7 protein-coding genes are annotated in these 4,947 nt (G+C 42.3%); all 7 read left to right on the top strand.

All coding sequences use genetic code 11. The features are described 5' to 3' along the window. On the top strand, positions 1-969 hold a 969-nt coding region (locus AC29Z1_RS09875), incomplete at its 5' end, for a DHHA1 domain-containing protein (RefSeq protein ID WP_488271294.1). Positions 970-1,137: 168 nt separating this feature from the next. Then, positions 1,138-1,395 (top strand): IreB family regulatory phosphoprotein, encoded by a 258-nt coding sequence (locus AC29Z1_RS09870; RefSeq protein ID WP_488271293.1) that lies wholly within the window; start codon positions 1,138-1,140, stop codon positions 1,393-1,395. 1 nt (position 1,396) lies between these two features. After that, entirely contained in the window at positions 1,397-2,344 is a 948-nt protein-coding gene (locus tag AC29Z1_RS09865) for an aldo/keto reductase (protein ID WP_488271292.1), read from the top strand. A gap of 36 nt (positions 2,345-2,380) precedes the next feature. Further along, the gene (gene ruvX, locus AC29Z1_RS09860) at positions 2,381-2,815 is read left to right on the top strand and encodes a Holliday junction resolvase RuvX (protein WP_488271291.1); all 435 of its coding nucleotides are present in this window, start codon (positions 2,381-2,383) and stop codon (positions 2,813-2,815) included. A 68-nt stretch (positions 2,816-2,883) separates the two neighbouring features. Further along, positions 2,884-3,219 (top strand): DUF1292 domain-containing protein, encoded by a 336-nt coding sequence (locus AC29Z1_RS09855; RefSeq protein WP_488271290.1) that lies wholly within the window; start codon positions 2,884-2,886, stop codon positions 3,217-3,219. 260 nt (positions 3,220-3,479) lie between these two features. Next, a complete protein-coding gene (mltG, locus tag AC29Z1_RS09850) occupies positions 3,480-4,493 on the top strand; it encodes an endolytic transglycosylase MltG (protein ID WP_488271289.1) in 1,014 nt (337 codons plus the stop codon). Positions 4,494-4,496: 3 nt separating this feature from the next. Further along, positions 4,497-4,947: O-methyltransferase (locus AC29Z1_RS09845; protein WP_488271288.1), on the top strand; the 451-nt coding region annotated here is incomplete at its 3' end.

The raw sequence follows: 4,947 nt of genomic DNA, 5'->3' as shown, positions 1-4,947 counted from the left end.
AGACGCCGGCACATTGCCCGTAATCATACTGCCACTCACTTATTGCATGCGGCATTAAAACAAGTATTGGGCGGACATGTTAACCAGGCTGGTTCTTCTGTGGATGATAGCCGTCTGCGTTTTGACTTTACTCATTTTGCACCTGTAACCGCCGAACAATTAGCTGAGGTCGAGGAGATTGTAAACAATGTCATTTTAAGTAATACCTGTGTTGGCATCATTGAAACTACGCAGGATATCGCCAAAGAAATGGGAGCCATTGCCCTCTTCGGTGAAAAATATGGAGAACGGGTGCGGGTTGTTATGGTAGACAACTTTAGTAAAGAACTATGTGGCGGCACCCATGTTGACACTACAGCCGAAATAGGATTATTTAAAATTGTCAGCGAAGCAGGTATTGGTGCTGGGCTGCGTCGGATTGAAGCTGTGACAGGGTACGGCGCCCACGAATACCTGAAAAATCAGGCAGCCCTTATCAAAGAAGCTGCAGCCCTGCTAAAAACAAGACCGGAAGAAATTGTAACCCGTATAGATATCCTCAATGGTCGTGTGCGTGAATTAGAAAAAGAAGTACAGGCACTTCAGTCAAAACTCGCGAAGAATGAAGTCCAACATCTGTTAGCTAGCGTTAAAGATATTAAAGGTGTGCAGGTAATTATCGGCCAAGTGTCAGCTACCGATATGGAAAACCTACGTTCCATAGGTGATATGCTGCGCGATCGCTTACAATCCGGTGTCGTTGTGCTGGGAGCGGTTAATGGTGATAAAGTGAATTTCATAGCTATGGCAACCGCCGACTGTGTAAAAAAAGGTATCCATGCCGGCAATATTATTAAAGAAACCGCCAAAGTAGCTGGCGGCGGCGGTGGCGGACGTCCTGATATGGCTCAAGCTGGTGGCAAACAACCGGAAAAAATGGGTGAAGCGTTACAAGTTGCCGAACAAATTATTACATCGCAAATAAAATAACGATACGCCTTCACGCCAGTTTTCGACATTGGTATAACCAAAACGGCGGTTTACAGGCAGGCATAAAGCCTGCCTGTAAAAATTTTAATAACTAACAGGAAAAATATAGTGAAAAGTAGAATATATATGTCAATACTTTGCCGATAATATAAGGGAGGAGGAGGCTTCATGACCAACACATCCCAAGAAACTATGATGTTTAAAGTAGATAATGACGAAACAAATGCTGCGGAAGTAATTCTGACTACCGTTTACCAGTCATTAAAGGAAAAAGGGTACAATCCAATAAATCAATTGGTAGGGTATTTGCTTTCAGGTGACCCGGCGTACATAACCAGCCACAATAATGCTCGCAGTTTAATCCGTAAGTTAGATCGTGATGAAATTATCGAAGAGTTAGTGCAAGCTTATCTAAAAGACAAATAAAATGAACTATCAATTACTTGGCCAAACCGGTCTAAAAGTGTCAAAACTATGTTTTGGCGGACTTACTGTTGGCCCCTTGCAGTCAAACCGGCCGCTTGCCGAGGGTGCTACCGTTATGCGGACAGCGTTTGATGCAGGGGTCAATTTTGTTGATACTGCTGAATTATATGGTACATATCCTTATATTCGGGAAGCCATTGCTGATATCAAACACGATATCATCATTGCTTCTAAGTCTTATGCCTATACCTATGAGGATATGCGAACAAGCATTGAAACGGCTTGCCAAGAAATTGGCCGCGATTATATTGATATATTTATGCTGCACGAACAATCGTCACGAATGACACTTAAAGGTCATGCTGAAGCCCTGAAATGTTTATGTGATGCTAAACGGCAAGGAATTATCCGCGCAACAGGTGTATCAACCCATACTATTGATGTTGTACGAGCCGCTGCTTTAATTGAAGAAATCGATATCATTCATCCTATCATTAACATGAAAGGCATTGGCATTACAGATGGTACTGCCGAAGAAATGCTTACAGCCATACAGTTTGCGGCTGACTGCGGTAAAGGCATTTATTCGATGAAAGCATTAGGTGGAGGACATTTAAATGCTATGGCTGCTGAGGCATTTGCCTGGATTCTAGCTCAACCAAACATTAGTTCTGTTGCTGTTGGTATGCAGACAATTGATGAAGTGCTATTAAATATAGCCATTTTTTCCGGCCAAACTCCTGACCATAAGCTTTGGGATAAAGTAATAACAACGCCTAGAAGATTGCTTGTGGAGGATTGGTGTGTCGGTTGCGGCCAATGTGCACAACACTGCCCGATGAAGGCATTAACCGTTGTAGCTGGCAAGGCTAAGACTGATACCGACCGTTGTGTGCTATGCGGCTATTGCGGTGCCTATTGTCCGGAATTTTGCTTAAAAATAATTTAACAAAAAATTTTGTTGTACTAATATTCAGGAGGATAAATGCGTATACTAGCACTTGACGTTGGGGACAAAACCATTGGTGTGGCTGTTTGTGACGAGCTCAAACTAACAGCGCAAGGGGTGGAAGTGATTAAGCGGACAACGCTACCCCGCGACTTTGCCAGGCTGAAAGAACTGATTGCCCAATACCAAGTGGGACTTGTTGTCATTGGACTACCGAAAAATATGAACGGTACTATCGGCCCTCAGGGAGAACTCGTGAAACAGTTTGCGCAGGACATGGCACAAGCAATTTCAAATGTCGAAATTGTTTTTTGGGATGAGCGTCTGTCTACCGTTGCAGCAGAAAAGTCACTGATCAAAGCGGATGTCAGCCGCGCCAAACGTCGGCAGGTTATTGACAAAATGGCTGCTGTATTCATATTGCAAGGCTACCTTGACAGTTTGCCCCGCAATATGCCAACTCTACCATAGGTTTCCTTGACAGGATATGTTTTCTAAGATACAATTACATTGCGTATGAGTAAAATGAGGTGAAAAAAATGACTGATAATGAAAAAGATGATATTCTGGAGCTTGACGACGAGCCGGTAGTGGTCATGACTGACGAAGAAGGTAACGAATATTATTATCGCGAAGAGATGATTATTCCTGTTGGTGACAAACGTTTCGCAATACTGGTACCGATCGACGTTGAAGAAGAAGGCTGCGAAGGCGGCGATGACTGTGGTTGTGGTTGTGATGAAGAAACCGATGTGTTTATTGCCCGGATTGATATTGATGAAAATGGCGAAGAAATTTATGTAGATCCTACAGATGAAGAATTTGAAGCAGTTCGCCAGGCTTATGAAGAAATAGTTTTTGAAGACGAAGAATAAGACAAATCTTGACTTGTACCCAAGCCACTAAGACAATGGCAGAAACTTTAGTCGTTCTTATGTCACCAGCGTTCGTTATAAGTTCGTAGTATAATAAAAAGAAGCCGTACAGGCTTCTTTTTTATTATACGCTTATACACTGGCTCAAGCCGTTGCCGTAAACCGTGAGCGGCTAGTGCTTTCTCAAAACTCCATTTGTCTACATAGAAATTATATATTATAATATAATAGCCTCAGATTACTGGAACGGGGGATAGTTAATGATCATGCTGAAAAAATCGCTGTCCAAAACCATTCTGGTCAGCCTATTGGTTGCACTGCCTCTCTGTTTTGGTGCCATATATGGTTGGATGCTTACTCAGCCAGCTAGCACTACCGATGAGCCAGTCCTTGTTACCATCAAACCAGGTACTCCGACAAAAGCCATTGCTGATGAACTGCAACATAGAAACTTAATAAAAAGTGCTTTCGTCTTCCAGCTTGCAGCCAAACTGCAAGGTGTAGAAAACTCCCTGCAAGCAGGCGAATACGCTATTAGCCCCGTAATGCCAATACATCAAATGCTTACCATGATGTCCCAAGGGCAAACTGCCTATCAGCAAATTACTATTCCTGAAGGGTATACCGTTGACCAGATCGCAGAACTATTAGCCGAAAAAAAAATAGCAGATCCGGAAAAGTTTAAAACTTTGGCTAAAACTTTTACTCCTTACTCGTATATGCAGGCTAATCCCAATACAAAATATAGTGCTGAAGGTTTTATTTTTCCTGACACATACCGGATTGCTAAAGGAATTACTGAAGAAGAGTTACTAACTTTAATGGTCAAACAATTTGATACCAAACTAACCCCTGACCTCAGACATAGGGCTGCCGAATTGGGGCTTTCGATTCGCGAGGTAGTTATTTTAGCTTCGTTGGTGGAAAAAGAAGCTAAACTGAGTGAGGAACAACCAATCATTGCCAGTGTATTTGCCAATAGAGTAAGGCAAAATATGCCTTTGCAATCTTGTGCTACCATTCAGTATATTTTGGGCTATCCAAAACCGGAACTTACCATCCATGATACCCAAATTGCCTCCCCTTATAATACTTACCTTAGCATGGGACTACCGCCAGGTCCGATAGCTAATCCTGGCATTGCAGCCATAAAAGCCGTGCTGTATGCTGAAAATACTGATTATTTATATTTTGTTGCCGACAAACATGGCAAACATCACTTTAGTAAGACTTATGAAGAACATTTGAATGCTATCAATCAGGTGCAAATTTAATCTATGGAAACACTACAGAAGATATTAATTACAATGCAAGACTATGCCCACACACACAATGTCCCAATTATCAGTCAGGAAGGCGGGCGATTGCTACAGGCGGTAACTGCCGCCGCTAAACCTATATCTGTTTTGGAAATTGGGACAGCCATTGGCTATTCTACGCTCTTATTAGCCGCCAGTATGCCACCGAACGGTAAAATTACTACCATTGAACAAGATGAAACCAGGATCGAACTTGCTAGAAGTTTTTTAACTCAAGCAGGGAAAATTGACCAAATTACAATTATTGCTGGTGATGCTGGAAAAGTGTTGCCAACACTATCTGGTAGGTTTGATTTAGTCTTTATCGATGCAGCTAAAGGACAGTACCTTGACTATTTGCATAAAATTATGGATAAATTGTCGCCCAAAGCTGTTATTATTGCCGATAATGTACTCTTTCGCGGCTGGG

This window comes from Sporomusa sp. (assembly GCF_057736855.1).
The sequence above is the reverse complement of the archived record's forward strand: the minus strand, read 5'-3'. Positions and strand labels throughout refer to the sequence as shown.

Bases quoted from the DNA above. Each gene is read 5' to 3' on its own strand.
- AC29Z1_RS09855 (WP_488271290.1), top strand. From the start codon at position 2,884: ATGACTGATAATGAAAAAGATGATATTCTGGAGCTTGACGACGAGCCG.
- AC29Z1_RS09870 (WP_488271293.1), top strand. From the start codon at position 1,138: ATGACCAACACATCCCAAGAAACTATGATGTTTAAAGTAGATAATGAC.
- mltG (WP_488271289.1), top strand. From the start codon at position 3,480: ATGATCATGCTGAAAAAATCGCTGTCCAAAACCATTCTGGTCAGCCTA.
- AC29Z1_RS09865 (WP_488271292.1), top strand. From the start codon at position 1,397: ATGAACTATCAATTACTTGGCCAAACCGGTCTAAAAGTGTCAAAACTA.
- ruvX (WP_488271291.1), top strand. From the start codon at position 2,381: ATGCGTATACTAGCACTTGACGTTGGGGACAAAACCATTGGTGTGGCT.